The sequence below is a fragment of the Hyphomicrobium sp. MC1 genome, from assembly GCF_000253295.1.
In the GTDB taxonomy this organism is placed as follows: Bacteria; Pseudomonadota; Alphaproteobacteria; order Rhizobiales; family Hyphomicrobiaceae; genus Hyphomicrobium_B.
Genome location: NC_015717.1, coordinates 4,349,767 through 4,368,402, shown reverse-complemented (window position 1 = coordinate 4,368,402; position 18,636 = coordinate 4,349,767). Strand labels below are relative to the sequence as shown.

The following is an 18,636-nucleotide window of genomic DNA, read 5'->3' as shown; positions in this document are numbered from 1 at the left end:
GTGAGGAAAGTGTGACGAGCGTCAGTTACCACGAAAGCGCGGTCGACAGGTTAAAGCACATAAAGGACGAAATTGTTGCCGCCGCCAAGGCCGCCGGCCGCGACGCTGAAAGTGTCGAGCTGATTGCCGTCTCTAAGACTTTCGATGCAGACGCCATTCGCCCGGTCATTGCTGCAGGGCAGCGAATTTTCGGCGAGAACCGCGTCCAGGAAGCGGAGCGTAAGTGGCCGCCGCTGCGCAGCGAGTTTCCGGATGTGAAGCTACATCTCATCGGGCCTTTGCAATCCAACAAGGCAAAAGAGGCCGTCGCCTTCTTCGATGCGATCCACACCATCGACCGCGAAAAGATCGCGCGCGCCATCGCCGCCGAAATTGAAAAGCAAGGCCGGACGCTCGAACTGTTTGTGCAAGTCAACACCGGAGAAGAGCCGCAGAAGGCCGGCGTCATGCCCCGCGAGGCGGCGTCGTTTGTTGCACTCTGCCAGGACGAGTTGAAACTGCCGATCTCGGGCCTGATGTGCATCCCGCCCGTCGACGAAGAACCCGCCGTGCATTTCGCATTTCTTGCCAAGCTTGCCCGCGAGCTTAGGCTGACCGGCCTAAGCATGGGCATGAGTAGCGACTTCGAAGCCGCCGTTGCGTTCGGCGCGACCTACGTTCGTGTCGGCTCGGCTATCTTCGGATCGCGGTAACACGTTTTCCCACCGCAAATTTTTGGCCCACCTCAGTCTCGCGTGGCGTCAGTGCTAGGGTCGTCCAAGTGATTCGCTTGGACTGTGTGCATCGACACGCGCGAGGACTGCCATGACCGCATCTGCCCAGAAAAAAGATCCTGTCGAGGTCGAAGCAAAGGCCGCCGCAGCCGAAGCCGCCACCGTCGCGCGGGACGAAGTTTTGGAGCAGGAGCCAAAGGCCGATCCGTCGAAGGACGCCGTCGCGAAGCTCGAAAAGACCAGCAAAACCGCGATTAAAGACGCAAAGAAGTCCTGGCACGACTTCAACGTTGACGTCTGGCTGACGCCCTTCAACTCCATCGAGTTCGGACCGTGGAAACGCGACCGCAACCGCGGCAAGTCGCGTCAGTTCACGACCGACATGGATGTCTTCGCCGAGATCACCGAAAACGGCGAGCGGACCGGCGTGCTCGGCTATCGCAAGGAAATTTGGAAAGACGCGACCGGCATGGACAAGCGTCTCGTGCTCAAGCTGTTCTCGGATACGCTGAACTGGAAAGCCAGCATGGACATGATGCTCGGCCGTTCGGTGCAGCAAACGCTCGCGGCTGGCGGCTTTCCGGTGACGAGCTTCGCAATCAACACGAGCGAGGACGACAACCTCATTTGCGTCGAACGCTCAGCCGACAAATGGCCGTTGCTGCCCGAGAACTTCTCGTTCTTCATCATCCACGACGGCGAGCCGCGGTTTTACCGGTTCCGCCGCGACTATATCAATCTCGGTGGCGACTACACGCTGATCGACCAGCATGGCGAACACGTTGGACACATCGACGGCGCCATTCTCACGATCGGCGGACGCTGGCGCTGCAAACTGCGCGGCGACCATATCGACCAGCGGCTGTTGCAGGTGATGAAGCTATTCACCGGCATGGTGTCGTTCAACAGCCAGGCCCGCCGCCACGTCAAACATATTGCGCGAGACATCCGCGACGGCCGGTTGAAGCCCACCATTCAGCGCCAGGAAGCCGACCTCTATATGAATCCGCGCCGCATCCGTTAAACGCCGGGATCAATCGGCGCTGAGTTCAGCCGAAGCAAATGCTCGGGCCCGGGCTTCGCCTGTCTTGCGTCATCGGCCGAAACGGCGATGGCCCAAAGCGTGAAGACTGAGCAAACACTGAAGATAGCGAAAATCGTTCGCAAGAGCATCGAAGGCCTCCCGTTCCAGCTCACGTGAGCCAGCCCGCACCTTACGCGTTAGCTCTCGGAAAAGTTCCCGAGCCGGACGACGATCTAATAGATCGCCGGCACGTACATGTCGTCCGGCACCGGCATGCGGTGGTAGTCGGGATGATGCACGCGGTCCGGCAGGACCACCGGCGCACGTGGCACTTCGCTGTACGGAATCTGGCTCAGCAGGTGATGGATGCAGTTGAGCCGCGCCCGCTTCTTGTCGTCGGCATGGACGATCCACCACGGCGCTTCCGGAATGTGCGTGCGCTCCAGCATCGCTTCCTTGGCCTTGGTGTAGTCTTCCCAACGGCGGCGCGATTCCAGATCCATCGGCGACAGCTTCCACTGCTTGATCGGATCGTGAATGCGCATCTGGAACCGCAGATGCTGCTCATCGTCGGAGATCGAGAACCAATATTTGATCAGCGTAATGCCTGAGCGCGCGAGCATCTTCTCGAACTCAGGAACGTCACGGAAAAACTCTTCGACATCGTTGTCCGTGCAGAAACCCATGACGCGCTCCACGCCCGCGCGATTGTACCAGGAGCGATCGAACAGCACGACCTCGCCGCCCGCCGGAAGGTGCGGAACATAGCGCTGGAAATACCATTGCGAACGTTCGCGTTCGGTCGGTGCCGACAATGCGACGACGCGTACGACACGCGGATTGAGGCGTTGCGTGATGCGCTTGATGACGCCGCCCTTGCCGGCCGCGTCACGCCCTTCGAACACGACGACGACTTTCGCCTTCGCGTTGACGACCCAGTCCTGCAGCTTGATCAACTCATGCTGCAGACGGAACAATTCCTTGAAATAGAACTGCCGGTCGAGAAGACCGGCATCTTCGTCGTGATCCTTGCCGTCGAGCAGGCGGGCGAGCCGATTGTCGTCGAGCTCCATTTCAAGCTCTTCATCGAAGCTGTCGGCGATCTCGGCTTCGACGCGTGCCATCATCGCGCGGTCGCTTTTGTCCTGCTCATCCATCATCGCTCGATAACCTCTTTCTCGGTGGCTCGCTTCAGCCGCAAGGCCGATAGACAGACGAGCCGTGTGACATCGCTGTGACAAGCTTGGCCATTGGCCAAGCTTGTTGAACGGCGCTGCCCTGAAAGCAAATTATACTGGCGGCGGATTGCGTTCCGCAAAGCCCGACTGATGCCAGTAGGGATAGGCCTTCGGCGTTTCGCTCGCGGCGTCGAGCTTGGCAATCTGTTCCGCCGTCAGGCTCCAGCCGATGGCGCCGAGATTGTCCTTCAATTGCTGCTCATTCCGCGCGCCGATGATGACGCTCGAAACCGTCGGCCGGTGCAACAGCCAGTTGAGTGCGATCTGCGGGATGCTCTTTCCCGTCTCCTTCGCGACCTCATCGAGCGCATCGACGACGGTGTAGACGTACTCATCAGATACCGGCGGCCCCATGTCGGCGGTCTTGTGCAGGCGGCTAACGTCCGGAAGCGGCTGACCGCGGCGGATCTTGCCTGTGAGACGGCCCCATCCGAGCGGGCTCCAAACGAGCGCGCCGAGTCCCTGGTCCAATCCCAGCGGCATCAGCTCCCATTCGTAATCGCGCCCGATCAGCGAATAATAGGTCTGGTTGGCGACGTAGCGCGGGTATCCGTAGCGGTCCGCAACAGCGAGCGACTTCATCAAATGCCAGCCCGAAAAATTCGAAACGCCGACGTAGCGAATTTTGCCGTCGCGAACCAATTGATCGAGCGTGGACAGAACTTCTTCCGGCGGCGTCATCGCGTCGAAGCCGTGCAATTGGAAGATATCGATATGGTCCGTCTGCAAACGCTTGAGTTGCGCTTCGCAGGTTTTCAGAATGTGAAATCGCGACGAGCCGACATCATTCGGATCATCACCGAAACGGAACGTCGCTTTCGTCGAAATCAGAGCTTTATCTCTGCGCCCTTTCAGGGCTTCGCCAAGAACGGTTTCCGAATTGCCCTTGGAATAAACATCGGCCGTATCGAAAAGCGTAACTCCAGCGTCAAGACAGAGATCGATCATGCGCCGCGCTTCCGCAACGTCACTAGAACCCCATGCGCCGAAGAATTCCCCCGATCCGCCGAATGTCGCTGCACCTAAGCTCAATAGAGGCACGGAAAGCCCGGACGCGCCGAGCCGTCGATAGTCCATGAAATGCGTCCTTTGAATTTGAATGTGCGAATTTATGGCGTCAAACTGCGGACAGTCGCCGCAGCCAAAGCTCAAATAAGCGCCATTGCAGCGCAATAAAAGTGTTCACATATGGCGGCGTTCCGTACGCAAACTTCACAATTTTTTCGCCTAACAGTAGCGATTAACAAAATCCGATCACGGAGCATTTAAGCTAAACTTCTCATAAATCGGCTTGAATCGGCCTACGCGCGTCAGTTGTACCGTCCTCTGACGATATGCCGCGCGTCGAATCCTCTCTTGTTTTCGCCCCATTGAGACGGTGGATGCGCCCCGTTTGTGAAGACAAGTGAAGGAGTGGAAAATGCGATTGGGTTTAATCGCAGTGGCGATGGCTCTGGCCTGGGTGGCTGGGATGTCGTCGGCGGAGGCCCGCGAGTATCGCGGCCATAAGGGGGATCGTTACGAACGTTCTCACGCGCATTGGAATGGCAGGCGGGCCTACAGCGGACGCTACGCCGAACGCGCTGACCGCCGCTATACCCGCCGTCAGTACGCATACCGCAAATCGGCATCCCGCTACGCGTATCGCTCGAGCGAGCGTCGCCGTTATGCCTACAGCGGTCGCGTACACCGCCAGTACTACGGCCAGCGTCGCTATGCGCAGCGCCACTATTCGAGCGGCCGCCGGTATGCATCGGCAGGTGGCGTCGGTGGCCGTCCGCGCGCTTGGTGCGGCTGGTGGATGCGCACGCAACTTGGCGGCGGTCCGGAATACAATCTCGCTGCCAACTGGCGCCATTACGGACGCGCGAGCGGCCCGAGGGTCGGCGCCGTAGTCGTCTGGCCGCATCACGTCGGCATGATCACCGGCCGTTCTGCGAATGGCCAGTGGATCGTCAAGTCGGGTAACGACGGAAACAGGGTCCGCGAGCGGCCGATGTCGGTTGCCGGCGCTGTGTTCCGCACTTCGGGCTGATAACGTCCGCAACAACGCAATAAAATCGGGCAGGTCGAGATTTCGACCTGCCCGATGAGCGTTTCATATGAATCAAAAAAAGAGATGATGCTGCAACTTAAGCAGCTGGGCAGGAATTCGGTTGGTCGCAAAGAATATGGCCGGTGACGCTATCGCTGTCGCCCGGCCATTTCTCGGAAAGGAAGGGGCGCTAGTAGGGGCGCCCGTTCGCCAATAAGCATTTGCGATCGAAGCCAGAATGCCCAGTCCATGGCCCCGAAACGCGAATGGATTAGGCGGCCTTCTTCTTCGCGGTCTTCTTGACAGCCTTCTTGACCGTCTTCTTAGCGGGGGCCTTCTTCGCGACCGGCTTCTTGCGAGCCGAGGTCTTCTTAGCCGCCGTCTTCTTCGCTGCTTTAACTGCCTTAGCCATAGTTCTAAATCTCCCTCTAGGATGTTCGAATCAGCTCGAACTCTGCAAACATGAGCAAATTCCAGAAGTTTGTAGACGAAGAAGTTTGATATTGCGGGCAAAAAGGAGTTTATTAACGGTCATCTGTGACATTAAAGTCGCATTTTTTCTTATTTTTCGACTTTTGGGGGTACCCGGCTAGACTCCCACCGGCAAATTTCGCAGCGCGCCGAGCCTACTGCAGTGCCGTTCCGAACTCAAAAAATCGCAATTTCACATCTTCGCAGCGAGCGCGAAGAGCATCACAACACAATTGATCCGCGCACGCGCTTTTGCAAATCGAGCGCCGACTGAAGATATGTCATCCGCTCATCGAGGATCTCGGAGAACCACGATTGGTAATCTGGATCCTTCGGCACGATGTCGGCGATGATCGATCCATCTTCGACTTTGAGTTCGGCTCCATAGTGACGCGCGATGGCTTGCATCTTCGCGTTGTCGGGTAAGCAAACAAGAATGAGGTGCCGAAATCCGCGATTGCGCGCGGTGCGAATGACGCGGCCCATCAGCTGTGTTGCAATTCCGCGATTGGCGAATGGCCTCTCGACCGAGAACGCAACTTCAGCGCCGTCGCGATGCATCAGAATGTCAGGACGCAACTCGGCAACCGCGCGCACTTCGCCATCGACGAAATATCCGAACGTGACGTTGCCGAAGTCGCCGGCGTGCGCTGAGTAGCGGTTGATGAAGTCATCCGACACATCGTGCCCGAACCGGCGATGGCGCGCCTCATGATCAAGACGCTGCAGATGTTCGCGCAGCAGATAGGTTTCGCTCGTCAGCAAGCGGCGGATCAATCCGATATGTTCGGCACTTGCCTCCGAGGCCTCATTCAACATTGTAACCAACTCCTCGATGCGGGCGGCCCGCCAGCCGTTAACCGCTTAATTCGTCCGCTAAAATGGCGATGATTTTGTGCGGAGCGATAGAAAATGCTGCAGGGCAGCAATGCACTTTTAACCGACGGAGATGAAGCGCGCCTGAACGGACGGCGTTCGGCGGCAGTCGCCAGCGGAGCGGTGGCAATCCGCCACTTCAATTCGTCGCGGCTCCTGCCTGTTGCGTCTTCCGCGTCCGCACGATTACCGAAGTCACCAGCAGGTGGTTGAGGGCATGATGGCGACAATCCTCGAGGGATATCGGCGGCGGCTGGCGGAAAACGAAATCGAGTCAGACCCCGCACAAGCCGAGGTCGCCGCTCGTCTTGATGCGCTCGAAACGCAGCTCGCGTCCTACAAGCCCAAGAACGGCGTGCTGTCGAAACTGTTCGGCAAGCCGCCGGAGCCGCCGCGCGGACTCTATATCTGGGGCTCGGTCGGTCGTGGCAAGACGATGCTGATGGATCTCTTTTTCGAAGAGACATCCTTCGCACCCAAGCGCCGCGCCCACTTCCACGAATTCATGGCCGACGTTCACGATCGCATTGCCAGAGCGCGCCACGATCTGCCAGGCGATCCGATCCCGCACGTCGCCGAAGAGATTGCGAAAGAGGCGCGCCTTCTCTGCTTCGACGAAATGCACGTCACGGACATCGCCGATGCGATGATCCTGGGGCGTCTGTTCGAAGCGTTGTTCGCTGCCGGCACAATCATCGTCACGACGTCGAATGCCGTTCCCGCCAACCTCTATAAGAACGGTCTCAACCGCCAGCTTTTCCTGCCCTTCATCGCGCATCTGGAAAAGAAACTGGATGTCATCGAGCTTGGCGCCAAGAAAGACTTCCGCCTCGATAAGCTGTCGGGTCTTCAGCTCTATTTTTACCCCTCTGACACCGCCGCGAAGGCCGCGCTCGATACGCACTGGTCACGCCTGACCGGCAATCATCCGGGCAAGCCGCAGATCATCGAAGTGCTGGGCCGGAAGGTGCCGGTGCCGCTCGCGTCGATGGGTGTCGCCCGCTTCAATTTCCGCGATCTCTGCGATGTGCCGCTCGGCGCCAACGATTACCTGCACATCGCGCACGCCTTTCATACCGTTCTGATCGACGACATCCCGCTGTTGGCACCCGACCGCCGCGACGTTGCCCGCCGCTTCATCACTCTGGTCGATGCTCTTTATGATAATCGCATTTGTCTCATCGCCTCGGCGGCGGCCGAACCTTCGTCTCTTTATCCGAAGGGCGACGGCGCCGAGTTGTTCGAGCGAACGGCATCCCGCCTCACCGAAATGCGCTCCGAGGCCTACCTTGCTGGGCACTCCGGCGGTCGCAGCCGTCATTGATGGCGAACGGACAGGCAATTCTGATCCAATCGGGCAGTGGCGCTCGTTTTCTCACCGTGCGATGAGACTTTCGGATGAAACTTGCGGCTTGCGCTTGACGCCCTGAGGATTTTGATTAGGCAGCAACGCTGTAATCGTTTGTCGCAGACATAGTCATTAATGAATTGATCCTGGGGGAAGCAGCATGGCGCGCACCAAAATCGCACTGATCGGATCCGGACAGATCGGTGGAACGCTTGCCCTCTTGGCCGGGCTCAAGGAGCTCGGCGACATCGTCATGACCGACATGTTGGCGGGCGTCGCAAAGGGCAAAGCGCTCGATCTGGCGCAGACGGCGGCAGTCGAGGGCTACAACGCCAAGCTTTCGGGAGCCGGCACCGACGAATACGAAGCCATCGCTGGCGCCGACGTTTGCATCGTCACCGCGGGCGTTCCGCGCAAGCCCGGGATGAGCCGCGACGATCTCATCGGCACCAACCTCAAGGTGATGGAGCAGGTCGGCGCGGCGATCAAAACGCATGCGCCGAATGCTTTCGTCATCTGTATCACCAACCCGCTCGACGCCATGGTCTGGGCGCTTCAGAAGTTTTCAGGCCTTCCGGCGAACAAGGTCGTCGGCATGGCGGGCGTGCTCGACAGCGCGCGTTTCTCCTGCTTCCTCGCTGAAGCGGCCGGTGTCTCTATTGAAGACGTTCGCGCTATGACGCTCGGCGGCCACGGCGACGATATGGTGCCGATGGTCCGCTATTCGACGATCGGCGGCGTGCCGCTGCCGGATTGCGTGAAGCTCGGCTTCTTCAGCCAGGAAAGCCTCGACGCCATGATCAAGCGCACGCGCGGCGGTGGCGGTGAGATCGTTGGGCTGCTTGGCACCGGTTCGGCGTTCTATGCGCCCGCAGCTTCCGCAATCTCGATGGCGGAAAGCTACCTCAAGGACAAGAAGCGGATGCTGCCCTGCGCCGCCCACCTGAATGGCGAATACGGCTTGAAAGACACCTACGTCGGCGTGCCCGTCATTATCGGTGCGGGCGGCGTTGAGAAAGTCGTCGAACTTGCCATGGACGAAGGCGAAAAGGCGATGTTCGCCAAATCGGTTGCCTCCGTGCAGGGCCTCATCGAGGCGTGCAAGACGATCAGCCCGGCGCTTGCAAAATAAAAAAGGAGCGGCGCAACCGTGCAGTCACGCCACTCCTCATTGACGATCGAAAGTTCGGCCTCAGCCGAACTTGAACATCTTTTTGAGGCTGTGCGAGAGCGCGCCGCGCTTCTCTTTCCGCGCCACGTCGGCTTCGCTGCGCAGCCACGTCATCTGCACGACGCGCCGCTCGCCGACGAACGGCGTGTGGCCATGCCACGACCAGTCCGACCGGCGGAATGCGAAGACAGTGCCGGTCAGCGGGCTGACCTGCTCGGTGTAATCCTCGAAGTCGTGGTCGTTCTTCAGCACGCGCAGGCAACCCGCGCCCGTGCCGTCCCACTTGTCGTTCAAGTAGGTGAGCATGGTGGCGATCTTGGCTTCGCCGTCCGTGTGAATGCGCCCGTCCTTCGCAGCCGAGAGCTTGCGGATGGTGATCATCTTCGGCTTGCCGACGAGATCGATGTCGAGCTTCTCGGAAACGATCTTCGAAACTTCCGGGCTCTTGAGATCGGCCAGAAGCTTCTCGAACGCGCCGTGGATGCCCGTGCCGATGTCGGTCTCCGTCAGAAAGCCCGGCTCTTTCAGATCCGGAAAGTCTGCCTTCAGCGGCTCGACCGCCGGCGACTGAATGAAGTTTTCGCCGACCAGATAATTGAAGGGATCGCGACCGGTGCGCGCGGCCTTCAAGCCATCAATGTTGATGCAGGCAAAAGTCATGGACGTTCCCCGTTGTTGACTGAACCCGTATTGAAAAACGATTTACGGCGGCGCCAGTGTCGACTCAAGAGGCGGCCTCGCCGCCTGTCGACAATTGCCCGTGAAGGGCACCTTTACCCCCTTAAATTAGGGCGTAAAAGCGGCGCGACATGTTCCAGTGCAGGCTATGACAATCTTTTGTGGAGCAAGGCGAGAGCATGAACATTCACGAGTACCAGGCGAAAGAGCTTTATCGTCAGTACGCGGTTCCGACACCGAATGGTTTTCCCGCTTTCTCGGTCGAAGAAGCCATTGCCGCAGCAAAGAAACTTCCCGGTCCGGTCTGGGTCGTCAAAGCTCAGATTCACGCGGGCGGTCGCGGCAAAGGCAAGTTCAAGGAAGCCTCAGCCGGAGACAAAGGCGGCGTCCGTCTCGCCAAGTCGCTGGAGGAAGTCGAAACCTTCGCTAAGGAAATGCTCGGAAACACGCTCGTCACGGTCCAGACCGGACCGGCGGGCCGCGTCGTCAATCGCCTCTATATAGAAGACGGTTCCGCCATCGAGCGTGAACTCTATCTCTCGGCCCTCGTCGATCGTGCATCCTCCCGCGTCGCGTTCATCGTCAGCCAGGCGGGCGGCATGAACATTGAGGACGTCGCGCACGATACGCCGGAAAAGATCCACACGCTGACGATCGATCCCGCCACGGGATACCAGCCATTCCACGGGCGCAAGGTTGCCTTCGCGCTGGGCCTCACGGGCGATCAGGTGAAAACCTGTGGAAAGCTTGTTGAGAACCTGTTCAGGATGGTCGTCGAGAAGGACATGAGCCTGCTCGAAATCAACCCGCTCGTCGTCACTAAGGATGGCAAGCTCATCTGCCTCGACGGCAAGATGGATTTCGATTCAAATGCGCTCTATCGCCATCCCGAAATCGTCGCCATGCGCGACCTCGGCGAAGAAGACCCGACCGAAATCGAAGCCTCGAAATACGATCTCGCCTTCGTCAAGCTCGACGGCAACATCGGCTGCCTCGTGAACGGCGCTGGCCTTGCCATGGCGACCATGGACATCATCAAGCTCTATGGCGCCGAGCCTGCGAACTTCCTCGACGTCGGCGGCGGCGCTTCGAAGGAAAAAGTCCAGGCAGCCTTCAAGCTCATTCTGGAAGATCCAGCCGTCAAAGGCATCCTGGTCAATATCTTCGGCGGCATCATGCGTTGCGATATCATCGCTGAAGGCGTCGTCGCCGCGGCCCGCGAGATGGCGATCAACGTTCCGCTCGTCGTCCGCCTGGAGGGCACGAACGTCGATCTGGGCAAAAAAATCCTGAAGGAGTCGGGCCTTAAGATCATTCCGGCCGACGATCTCGCCGACGCGGCCAAGAAAATCACCGATCAGCTCAAGCAGCCCGCTTAAACCGGGGGCGAACGCGCTAGGAGCAGCAATTTCGATGTTCCTGGTACGTCAGTTCTACTTGCTGCACCGCAAAAAATGCGCGACATTTAGGCCCAAGAAGCCGAGAACAACGCGGGGATGGAATGTCTATTCTTGTCGACAAGAATACGAAGGTCATTTGCCAAGGCATTACTGGTAGTCAGGGAACCTTTCACACCAAGCAGGCGCGTGCCTACGGCACCGAAATCGTCGGCGGCGTAACGCCCGGCAAGGGCGGCTCCAAGCACCCCGACGCCGAACTCGCCGACATTCCGTTGTTCGATAGCGTTGGCGAAGCGGTTGCCAAGACGGGTGCCACCGCAACCTCGATCTACGTTCCCCCGCCCTTCGCGGCCGACGCCATTCTCGAAGCCATCGACGCCGGCGTGCCGCTGATCGTCTGCATCACGGAAGGTATTCCGGTGATGGACATGGTCCGCGTGAAGCGTGCGCTCGACGGTTCCAAATCGCGCCTTGTCGGACCCAACTGCCCCGGACTTCTCACACCCGATCAATGCAAGATCGGCATCATGCCCGGAAACATTTTCAAGAATGGCTCGGTCGGCATTGTATCGCGCTCGGGAACGCTCACATATGAAGCCGTAAAGCAGACGACGGACGTTGGCCTCGGGCAGACGACGGCCGTCGGCATTGGCGGCGACCCCGTCAAAGGTACGGAATTCATCGACGTCCTCGACATGTTCCTCTCCGACGACGAAACGCAGTCGATCATCATGATCGGCGAAATCGGCGGCTCCGCCGAAGAGGACGCGGCTGACTTTCTCATCCAGGAAGCAAAAAAGGGCCGCAAAAAGCCGATGGCAGGCTTCATTGCCGGCGTGACGGCGCCTCCGGGCCGCCGCATGGGCCACGCGGGCGCGATCATCTCCGGCGGTAAGGGCAAGGCGGAAGACAAGCTTGCGGCGATGAAAGCTGCAGGCATTGCCATTGCGCCGAGCCCCGCCGCGCTCGGCCGTACTCTTGTCGAAGTCTTGAAGGCTTAAGGGGCGCCGAAAATAACCGAGCCGTAAGACTGGCGGCGTTATGTGTCCGGTCGCTGTCCGCGTCATCCAGAGCATCGAGGCAACGCTCGTGGAGAATGAATAAGGACGAACGACATGGCACGAAACGGCCAGAATGAAGCGTTCCTGCGCACCTCTTTTCTGAGCGCGGCCAACGCCCCCTATATCGAAGACATGCAGGCTGAGTATGAGCGCAATCCCGGCGCCGTCAGCGACGAGTGGCGGCGATTTTTCGAAAGCATCAAGGAAGCGCCCACACAACTGACGGGCTACGCGGGCGGACCCGCCTGGGCGCCGCCGCTGTCCGCGCTTCTCGAGGAAAGCGGTACCGATAAAGATCTCGTCGGCGCGCTGACCGGCGATTACGGCGAGACCGAGCGGACCATCCGCGACAAGATCGAACGCCGCGCGCAGATCTCAGGCTTCGAAATGACGCCCGCGGCCTCGCTCCGGGCGACGCAGGATTCGATCCGCGCACTGATGTTGATCCGCGCCTATCGCGTCATCGGTCACTTGGCGGCTGACCTCGATCCGCTCGGCCTCGCCGACCGCCGCGTCCATCGCGAATTGCTGCCGGAGACCTACGGCTTCACCGAGGCCGACCTCGACCGTCCGATCTTCATTGATCGCGTCATGGGCCTCGAAACCGCAACGATGCGTCAGATCCTGACCATCCTGCGCCGGACCTACTGCCGCAAGATCGGCGTCCAGTTCACCCACATCACCGACCCGACGCAAAAGGGCTGGATTCAAGAACGCATCGAAGGCCCGGAAAAAGATGTCCGCTTCACGCCAGAAGGCCAGAAAGCTATCCTGAAGAAGCTCATCGAAACGGAAACGTTCGAGAAGTTCTGCGATATCAAATATACTGGCACCAAGCGCTTCGGCCTCGACGGCGCGGAGTCGATTATTCCGGCGCTCGAGCAGATCATCAAGCGCGGCGGTCATTTGGGCGTGCAGGAAATCGCCATGGGCATGGCCCATCGCGGCCGCCTCAACGTGCTCGCCAATGTCATGTCGAAGCCGCTGCGCGCGATCTTCAAGGAATTCAAAGGCGGTTCCTTCAAGCCCGACGACGTCGAAGGCTCGGGCGACGTGAAATACCACCTCGGCGCCTCGTCTGACCGCATGTTCGACGGCAACAGCGTGCATCTTTCGCTGACCGCGAACCCGTCGCATCTCGAAATCGTCGATCCCGTCGTCCTCGGCAAGGTGCGCGCCAAGCAGGATCAGCGCAACTGTCCGAGTAACGATCGCACCGCCGTGATGCCGCTTCTCATTCACGGCGACGCCGCGTTCGCGGGCCAGGGCGTCGTCGCGGAATGCTTCGGCCTTTCAGGCTTGCGCGGCCACCGCACCGGCGGCTCGATCCACTTCATCATCAACAACCAGATCGGCTTCACGACCGCGCCGCATCACTCGCGCTCGTCGCCCTATTGCTCCGACGTCGCCCTGATGATCGAAGCGCCGATCTTCCACGTCAACGGCGACAGCCCTGAAGCTGTCGTCCACGTCGCCAAGATCGCGACCGAGTTCCGTCAGCGCTTCCAGAAGCCTGTCGTCATCGATATGTTCTGCTATCGCCGCCACGGCCACAACGAAGCCGATGAGCCGCTGTTCACGCAGCCGGCGATGTACAAGCGGATCAAGTCGCATCCGACGGTCGTCGACATCTATTCGAAAGACCTGATCGACGAAGGCATCATCACGCAGGCCGAATTCGCCGCCATGAAAGACGAGGTGCGCGGCAACCTCGACAACGAATTCTCGTTCTCCGACGGCTACAAGCCGAACAAGGCCGACTGGCTCGATGGCCGCTGGTCGGGCATCACTCGGCCAGACAGCGACGACTGGCGCGGCAATACCGGCGTCGAGATCGAAACGCTCAAAGACATCGGCCATCGCGTCACGACGATCCCGAACGACTTCCAGATTCACAAGACCGTCGGCAAGCTGATCGAGCGCCGCCGCGAGATGATCGACACCGGCCAGGGCATCGACTGGGCCATGGCCGAGCACATGGCCTTCGCCTCGCTCTTGATGGAAGGCTTCCGTGTTCGGCTGTCCGGCCAGGATTGCGAGCGCGGCACCTTCTCGCAACGCCACGCCGTGTTCATCGACCAGGAAAGCGAACGCCGTTTCTCGCCGCTCAAGCACTTGTCGCCGAACCAGGCGCGCTTCGAGATCGTCAACTCGATGCTGTCGGAAGAAGCCGTTCTCGGTTTCGAATACGGCTACTCGCTCGCTGAGCCCAACGCACTGACACTGTGGGAAGCTCAGTTCGGCGACTTCGCCAACGGCGCGCAGGTGATCTTCGATCAGTTCCTGTCGTCGGGCGAACGCAAGTGGCTGCGCATGTCGGGCCTCGTCTGCCTGCTACCGCACGGCTACGAAGGTCAAGGTCCGGAGCATTCGTCGGCTCGCCTCGAACGCTATCTGCAGCTTTCCGCGGAAGACAATTGGCAGGTCGCCAACTGTTCGACGCCTGCGAACTATTTCCATATCCTGCGGCGTCAGTTGCACCGGAATTTTCGCAAGCCGCTGATCCTGATGACGCCGAAGTCGTTGCTTCGTCACAAGCGTGTCGTCTCGAAGATCGAGGATTTCGGTCCGACCACCAGCTTCCACCGGCTGCTGTGGGACGATGCCGAGCGCGGCTCGTCGTCGATCACGCTGAAGCCCGACGCCGAGATCAAGCGTGTCGTGATATGCACCGGCAAAGTCTATTACGATCTTCTCGAAGCGCGCGACGCGAAGGGCCTCGACGACGTCTATATCCTGCGCGTCGAGCAGCTCTACCCATTCCCAGCGCGCGCCCTCATCAACGAGCTTGGCCGCTTCAAGTTCGCAGAGATCGTCTGGTGCCAGGAAGAGCCCAAGAACATGGGCGCGTGGTACTTCATGGACGCCAATATCGAGTGGGTTTTGAACCATCTCGGCTACATCCACCGCCGCCCGCGTTACGCCGGACGGCCGGCGTCGGCCGCCACCGCAACCGGATTGCTTTCGCAGCACATCAAGGAGCAGACAGCGCTCGTCGCCGACGCGCTGGGCATTTGACGAGCACACGCGATCGGCGGCCGGCTCCGCGAAGCGGAGTCGCCGATCGCAACAAAAAGTACACCGCGCATGGCGGCCGGCTCGACGAAGGAGAGTCGCCAGGCGCAAACAAGAAGAGGCTAAGAATGTCGATCGAGATCCGCGTTCCCACGCTCGGTGAGAGCGTCACGGAAGCGACTGTAGGCAAGTGGTTCAAGAACTCCGGCGATGCAGTCAACGCGGACGAGCCGCTTGTCGAGCTGGAAACCGACAAGGTAACCGTCGAAGTTCCGGCACCCGCCAGCGGCGTTCTCGGCGAAATTCTGGTGCAATCGGGTTCGACCGTTGAAGTCGGCGCCCTGCTCGCCGCCTTAAACGAAGGCGGCGCCGCGGCGGCACCAGCCAAGAGCGAAGCCAAAGCCGCTCCGCCTCCGCCGCCTCAACCAGCGCCGGCTCCTGCCGCGGCTCAAGCCCCTCCGCCGCCACCGCCTGCAGCCCAGAAGGCCCTGACCGAAGCAGGTCTCGAAGCATCCGACATTCAAGGCTCCGGCCGCCGCGGCCAGGTGCTGAAGGAAGACGTCTTGGCAGCGGTCGCGTCATCGGCGCGTCCCGCCGCCCCGCCGCCGGTGCATGAATCCGCTCCGGCAACGAACGTCGTCGCGATCCCGACCGCTCCCGCCTTGAAAGCCGTCCCGCAGGAAACGCGCCTGCCCTCGCCGGGCAACGACGTCGCCCGCGAAGAGCGCGTGAAGATGACGAGACTGCGCCAGACCATCGCGCGGCGCCTGAAGGACGCGCAGAACACCGCCGCCATGCTGACGACGTTCAACGACGTCGATATGAGCGCGGTGATGGCGCTCCGCTCGCAATACAAAGATATTTTCGAGAAGCGCTACGGCGTGAAGCTCGGTTTCATGGGCCTGTTCGTGAAGGCCTGCATCCAGGCGCTGCGCGATGTGCCAGCCGTCAATGCCGAAATCGACGGCGATGAACTGATCTACAAGAATTACTATCACATCGGCGTCGCCGTCGGCACCGAGAAGGGCCTCGTCGTCCCGGTCGTGCGCGACGCCGACCGCCTCAGCCTCGCGGGCATCGAGCAGCAGATCAACGAGTTCGGCAAACGCGCCCGCGATGGCCGCCTCTCGATCGAAGACATGCAGGGCGGCACATTCACGATCTCGAACGGCGGCGTCTACGGCTCTCTGATGTCGACGCCGATTCTGAATGCGCCGCAGTCCGGCATCCTCGGCATGCACCGCATCGAGGAACGCCCCGTTGTCAAGAAAGGCCAGATCGTCGCCCGTCCGATGATGTACCTCGCGCTCTCCTACGATCACCGCATCGTCGACGGCAAGGAGGCCGTCACCTTCCTCGTCCGCGTCAAGGAATGCCTGGAAGATCCGCAGCGCTTCATCCTGGAGCTTTAATTTGTTCCCTTCCCGCTAGGGGAGGGAATAGGTCTGAGGCGAAGCAATCACGCCGATGATTGAACTTTGCCCGGACGCCCGTCCGTGACAGCATCGACTTCGCCAAGACTTCATCCCGCCTCAGATTGGCAACATCAAACATAGGCGCTTCGTCGCCGGAAACCAAAGGCGACTGAAATGGCCGCATATGATCTGATTGTTATCGGCACTGGCCCCGGCGGTTACGTGTGCGCCATCCGCGCCGCCCAGCTCGGAATGAAAGTCGCCGTCGTCGAGAAGCGCGCAACCTTTGGCGGCACCTGCCTCAACATCGGCTGCATCCCGTCGAAGTCGATGCTTCACGCGTCACATTGCTATGACGAGGCCAAGCACGAATTCGCGTCGATGGGCATCGGCACCGATCCCGCGCTCGATCTCGCCAAGATGCAGGCGTTCAAGCGCGAAGGCGTCAAAGGCAACACAGACGGCGTCGCCTACCTTTTGAAAAAGAACAAGATCGATCATCACTTCGGCACCGGCCGCATCGTGAAGTCCGGTCAGGTCGCAGTTACCTCACCCGGCGGTGACACGCAGACGCTTGAAACAAAATCGATCGTCATCGCGACGGGCTCCGACGTGACCCGCCTGCCGGGCATCGAGATCGACGAGAAGCGCGTCGTCTCGTCAACCGGAGCGCTCGACTTCGAGACCGTGCCGAAAAAGCTGCTCGTCGTCGGCGCGGGCGTCATCGGACTTGAGCTGGGCTCTGTCTGGCGTCGTCTCGGCTCGGAAGTTCTCGTCATCGAATATCTGCCGCGCATTCTGCCCGGCATGGACGCCGAGGTCGCAAAGTCGTTCCAGCGTATTCTCGAAAAGCAGGGCATCGCATTCCGCCTGTCGAGCAAGGTTGCGGGCGTCGAAACATCCGACACCGGCGTTGTCGCCAAGGTCGAACCGGCGGCGGGCGGCGTTGCCGAAACGGTCGATGCCGACGCCGTTCTCGTTGCCGTTGGCCGCGTGCCCTACACCGAGGGGCTGGGCCTCGCCGAAGCCGGCATCGCGCTGGACGCCAAAAAACGCGTGCTCGTCGATGGCCACTATCAGACCAACGTCACCGGCGTTTTTGCCATCGGTGACGTGATCGCCGGACCGATGCTCGCTCACAAGGCGGAGGACGAAGGCGTCGCCGTCGCCGAGATCATTGCCGGTCAGGCGGGGCACGTGAACTACGACGTGATCCCGAGCGTCATCTATACAAGTCCGGAGGTCGCGAGCGTCGGCAAGACGGAAGAAGAACTGAAGGCCGCGGGCATCGCCTACAACGTTGGCAAGTTTCCGTTCACCGCCAACGGCCGCGCCAAGGCGATCAATCAGACGGCGGGCTTCGTGAAAATCCTGGCGGATGCGACGACCGATCGCGTGCTCGGCGTCCACATCATCGGCGCCGTCGCAGGCGAATTGATCGCCGAAGCATGCGTGCTGATGGAATTCTCAGGCTCGGCCGAAGATCTGGCGCGCACTTGCCACGCGCATCCGACTTTCTCCGAAGCGATGAAAGAAGCCGCCCTTGCCGTCGCCAAGCGCGCGATTCATTTCTGACGCCGCTACCGCCACACCCCCGTCATCCCGGCGAAGGCCGGGATCCAGTCGAACCTCGGCATGCGAAATGGTGATAATTGACTGGGTGCCGACCTTCGTCGACATGACGAAGCGTTATAAAAGCGCTTGATTTGCCCGGAAGTGATGCGACCCATGGAAATCTATGTCGACGCGGATGCGTGTCCGGTGAAGGCGGAAGTTCTCCGCGTCGCCATCCGGCACGATCTTGTCGTCCACATGGTCTCGAACAGCTGGATGCGGCTGGAGGAAAGTCCCCTCATCAAGCGCGTCATCGTCGGTGACGGCGCGGACGCCGCCGATGATTGGATTGCGGAGCATGTCACGCCCGCCGACATCGTCGTGACGGCGGATATCCCGCTCGCGGCACGTGCCCTGAAAGCCGGTGCCCAATGTATCGGTCCGACAGGAAAGCCCTTCAGCGACGCCAACATCGGCATGGCACTCGCGATGCGAGACATGCAGCGCCACCTGCGCGAAACCGGCGAAAGCCGCGGCTACAACGCATCTTTCACGCCGCGCGACCGCTCTCAGTTTCTGCAGGCCCTCGAAAACGCGGTCCAGGCAGGATTACGACGATCGTCATCATAACGCCGCG

Annotated in this window: 16 protein-coding genes; 11 read left to right on the top strand and 5 right to left on the bottom strand. The window is 60.2% G+C overall.

What is annotated here, in order from left to right:
• Nucleotides 1-59 precede the first annotated feature (59 nt).
• A complete protein-coding gene (locus HYPMC_RS20970) occupies nt 60-692 on the top strand; it encodes a YggS family pyridoxal phosphate-dependent enzyme (protein ID WP_041301163.1) in 633 nt (210 codons plus the stop codon).
• Nucleotides 693-804: 112 nt separating this feature from the next.
• Nucleotides 805-1,737: a hypothetical protein gene (locus HYPMC_RS20965; protein WP_013950135.1), complete on the top strand. Its 933-nt coding sequence runs from the start codon at nt 805-807 to the stop codon at nt 1,735-1,737.
• 233 nt (nt 1,738-1,970) lie between these two features.
• Here the strand turns inward: HYPMC_RS20965 and ppk2 are convergent, their stop codons facing one another.
• Together ppk2 and HYPMC_RS20955 are read right to left on the bottom strand one after the other, a co-directional pair.
• Entirely contained in the window at nt 1,971-2,897 is a 927-nt protein-coding gene (gene ppk2 / locus HYPMC_RS20960; protein WP_013950134.1) for a polyphosphate kinase 2, read from the bottom strand.
• Between the two features lie 129 nt (nt 2,898-3,026).
• Entirely contained in the window at nt 3,027-4,052 is a 1,026-nt protein-coding gene (locus tag HYPMC_RS20955) for an aldo/keto reductase (protein WP_013950133.1), read from the bottom strand.
• Nucleotides 4,053-4,395: 343 nt separating this feature from the next.
• On the opposite strand from HYPMC_RS20955, the gene HYPMC_RS24825 reads away from it, so the two are divergent.
• Nucleotides 4,396-5,010 (top strand): hypothetical protein, encoded by a 615-nt coding sequence (locus HYPMC_RS24825; RefSeq protein WP_013950132.1) that lies wholly within the window; start codon nt 4,396-4,398, stop codon nt 5,008-5,010.
• Between the two features lie 271 nt (nt 5,011-5,281).
• On the opposite strand, the gene HYPMC_RS24410 is transcribed toward HYPMC_RS24825, so the two are convergent.
• Nucleotides 5,282-5,422 carry a hypothetical protein gene (locus HYPMC_RS24410; RefSeq protein ID WP_013950131.1) on the bottom strand — a complete coding sequence of 47 codons (141 nt, stop codon included), beginning with the start codon at nt 5,420-5,422 and terminating at the stop codon, nt 5,282-5,284.
• 281 nt (nt 5,423-5,703) lie between these two features.
• Nucleotides 5,704-6,300: a GNAT family N-acetyltransferase gene (locus HYPMC_RS20945; protein WP_013950130.1), complete on the bottom strand. Its 597-nt coding sequence runs from the start codon at nt 6,298-6,300 to the stop codon at nt 5,704-5,706.
• 277 nt (nt 6,301-6,577) lie between these two features.
• Between HYPMC_RS20945 and zapE the strand changes: the two genes are divergently transcribed.
• Together zapE and mdh are read left to right on the top strand one after the other, a co-directional pair.
• Entirely contained in the window at nt 6,578-7,681 is a 1,104-nt protein-coding gene (gene zapE, locus HYPMC_RS20940) for a cell division protein ZapE (protein WP_013950129.1), read from the top strand.
• Nucleotides 7,682-7,865: 184 nt separating this feature from the next.
• Nucleotides 7,866-8,837 (top strand): malate dehydrogenase, encoded by a 972-nt coding sequence (gene mdh / locus HYPMC_RS20935; RefSeq protein ID WP_013950128.1) that lies wholly within the window; start codon nt 7,866-7,868, stop codon nt 8,835-8,837.
• Nucleotides 8,838-8,897: 60 nt separating this feature from the next.
• Here mdh and HYPMC_RS20930 read toward each other — a convergent pair whose 3' ends face one another.
• The gene (locus HYPMC_RS20930) at nt 8,898-9,536 is read right to left on the bottom strand and encodes a 2OG-Fe(II) oxygenase (protein ID WP_013950127.1); all 639 of its coding nucleotides are present in this window, start codon (nt 9,534-9,536) and stop codon (nt 8,898-8,900) included.
• Between the two features lie 197 nt (nt 9,537-9,733).
• Between HYPMC_RS20930 and sucC the strand changes: the two genes are divergently transcribed.
• From sucC to HYPMC_RS20900, 6 genes are all read left to right on the top strand, one after another.
• On the top strand, nt 9,734-10,933 hold the full coding sequence (gene sucC, locus HYPMC_RS20925; RefSeq protein ID WP_013950126.1) for an ADP-forming succinate--CoA ligase subunit beta: 1,200 nt from the start codon (nt 9,734-9,736) through the stop codon (nt 10,931-10,933).
• A 122-nt stretch (nt 10,934-11,055) separates the two neighbouring features.
• A complete protein-coding gene (gene sucD / locus HYPMC_RS20920) occupies nt 11,056-11,955 on the top strand; it encodes a succinate--CoA ligase subunit alpha (protein ID WP_013950125.1) in 900 nt (299 codons plus the stop codon).
• A 114-nt stretch (nt 11,956-12,069) separates the two neighbouring features.
• Nucleotides 12,070-15,033: a 2-oxoglutarate dehydrogenase E1 component gene (locus tag HYPMC_RS20915; RefSeq protein ID WP_013950124.1), complete on the top strand. Its 2,964-nt coding sequence runs from the start codon at nt 12,070-12,072 to the stop codon at nt 15,031-15,033.
• 125 nt (nt 15,034-15,158) lie between these two features.
• Nucleotides 15,159-16,442, top strand: a complete 1,284-nt coding sequence (gene odhB, locus HYPMC_RS20910; protein ID WP_013950123.1) for a 2-oxoglutarate dehydrogenase complex dihydrolipoyllysine-residue succinyltransferase — start codon at nt 15,159-15,161, stop codon at nt 16,440-16,442.
• A gap of 177 nt (nt 16,443-16,619) precedes the next feature.
• Nucleotides 16,620-18,020, top strand: a complete 1,401-nt coding sequence (gene lpdA, locus HYPMC_RS20905) for a dihydrolipoyl dehydrogenase (protein ID WP_013950121.1) — start codon at nt 16,620-16,622, stop codon at nt 18,018-18,020.
• Between the two features lie 144 nt (nt 18,021-18,164).
• Entirely contained in the window at nt 18,165-18,629 is a 465-nt protein-coding gene (locus tag HYPMC_RS20900) for a YaiI/YqxD family protein (RefSeq protein WP_013950120.1), read from the top strand.
• Nucleotides 18,630-18,636: the final 7 nt, after the last annotated feature.

Excerpts from the sequence above, each read along its gene's own strand:
- lpdA (WP_013950121.1), top strand. The coding sequence starts at position 16,620 with ATGGCCGCATATGATCTGATTGTTATCGGCACTGGCCCCGGCGGTTAC.
- sucC (WP_013950126.1), top strand. The coding sequence starts at position 9,734 with ATGAACATTCACGAGTACCAGGCGAAAGAGCTTTATCGTCAGTACGCG.
- mdh (WP_013950128.1), top strand. The coding sequence starts at position 7,866 with ATGGCGCGCACCAAAATCGCACTGATCGGATCCGGACAGATCGGTGGA.
- HYPMC_RS20930 (WP_013950127.1), bottom strand. The coding sequence starts at position 9,536 with ATGACTTTTGCCTGCATCAACATTGATGGCTTGAAGGCCGCGCGCACC.
- HYPMC_RS24825 (WP_013950132.1), top strand. The coding sequence starts at position 4,396 with ATGCGATTGGGTTTAATCGCAGTGGCGATGGCTCTGGCCTGGGTGGCT.
- ppk2 (WP_013950134.1), bottom strand. The coding sequence starts at position 2,897 with ATGATGGATGAGCAGGACAAAAGCGACCGCGCGATGATGGCACGCGTC.
- HYPMC_RS20900 (WP_013950120.1), top strand. The coding sequence starts at position 18,165 with ATGCGACCCATGGAAATCTATGTCGACGCGGATGCGTGTCCGGTGAAG.
- odhB (WP_013950123.1), top strand. The coding sequence starts at position 15,159 with ATGTCGATCGAGATCCGCGTTCCCACGCTCGGTGAGAGCGTCACGGAA.
- sucD (WP_013950125.1), top strand. The coding sequence starts at position 11,056 with ATGTCTATTCTTGTCGACAAGAATACGAAGGTCATTTGCCAAGGCATT.
- HYPMC_RS24410 (WP_013950131.1), bottom strand. The coding sequence starts at position 5,422 with ATGGCTAAGGCAGTTAAAGCAGCGAAGAAGACGGCGGCTAAGAAGACC.
- HYPMC_RS20945 (WP_013950130.1), bottom strand. The coding sequence starts at position 6,300 with ATGTTGAATGAGGCCTCGGAGGCAAGTGCCGAACATATCGGATTGATC.
- HYPMC_RS20955 (WP_013950133.1), bottom strand. The coding sequence starts at position 4,052 with ATGGACTATCGACGGCTCGGCGCGTCCGGGCTTTCCGTGCCTCTATTG.
- HYPMC_RS20965 (WP_013950135.1), top strand. The coding sequence starts at position 805 with ATGACCGCATCTGCCCAGAAAAAAGATCCTGTCGAGGTCGAAGCAAAG.
- HYPMC_RS20915 (WP_013950124.1), top strand. The coding sequence starts at position 12,070 with ATGGCACGAAACGGCCAGAATGAAGCGTTCCTGCGCACCTCTTTTCTG.
- zapE (WP_013950129.1), top strand. The coding sequence starts at position 6,578 with ATGGCGACAATCCTCGAGGGATATCGGCGGCGGCTGGCGGAAAACGAA.